Source organism: Paraburkholderia atlantica (genome assembly GCF_009362785.1).
GTDB classification, from domain to species: domain Bacteria; phylum Pseudomonadota; class Gammaproteobacteria; order Burkholderiales; family Burkholderiaceae; genus Paraburkholderia; species Paraburkholderia atlantica.
The window spans coordinates 1-1,085 of record NZ_WHNQ01000194.1; the positions used below are offsets into that span (position 1 = coordinate 1).

The following is a 1,085-nucleotide window of genomic DNA, read 5'->3' on the forward strand; positions in this document are numbered from 1 at the left end:
GCCGCCTGTGCCGACACGCCACGAAGGATTGTCACCGATCAGTTGCGCAGCTATCCGGCCGCGAAAGCGGAGATCCCCGAACTGGCGAACGTCACGCATGTGTTCGTCAAAGCCAGCGCCCGCGTCAACAACCGCGCCGAGAATAGTCATCAGCCAACCCGGGAACGCGAACGGCGTATGCGGGGCTTCCGCCTGCCCGAGCGCACTCAAGCTTTCCTGTCGAACTTCGGCCCGATCCGACAGCACTTTGCCCTCAAGCGACATCGGCTACGGGCTTCACGCTATCGCCAACAACTCGTCTTGCGATTTGCTGCGTGGCATCGCTTCACCGAACTCACCCAAACTCCGTCTATCGCTTTTTGAGCAACTGATCGCCCCTGCCAGCATTGCCTTCTCTCCTCTCTAACGTGACAAAGCCAATTGATCAGCTCGGCCAGCCGTACAAGTGGATGCTTGAGATTGATCTGTTCGCGCAGTGGATGCCGGAACAAATCCTTCTCCGTTACAGGCGTCTTCGGGCCCATCTAAACCTCGTCAGAATTTGCAGGCTATACCCAGCAATATGCCAGGTCTCTGCAATTCCAACAACACGATTTCCGCCGGAAACCCCCAACGCTTAAGGCTCTACGGTTTGTTCAGGCTGGACTAGATAACAACAATCTCGTACAGACCGCCCATTTGCACCAGAGCCTCATCGAGTAGTTTGGCCATGGCCTCCTCGCCACCGAAACAATGACGAGGTTAATCTATGGTCACCCCCGTTTTTGCAATGCTGAATTTTTTGGCACGTTGGGTTTGCGTAAATCTATCCGGCGTCAGAGCGGGATGAGCCGTCGCGCCTCGATGAGAATCGCGCCTGATGGTCCTGATAACAGGGGCAGCTTCAGAAGCTGGTTAACCTCTCAGGGTTTCCGTCAGGCCGGTTTGCCGTTCACGTCATCAGTATTCAGCAATCGCAAAACCAGATGGATCGACTTCGGTAAAGCAGTTCGGCGGGAGGTGGCTCATCGAGGGGCGCTTCGCGTGCATGGGTCGAATACAGCGTCGCGACTCGCAATGGCCCAGGCTATTCGCGCGAACTTGTT

The 1,085-nt window shown here is 56.1% G+C and carries 1 protein-coding gene; it reads left to right on the top strand.

Translation table 11 applies throughout. The features are described from left to right. Positions 1 to 363 (top strand): DDE-type integrase/transposase/recombinase (locus tag GCT19_RS42170; protein ID WP_152855100.1); only part of this gene is annotated, 363 nt, incomplete at its 5' end. Positions 364 to 1,085 lie beyond the last annotated feature (722 nt).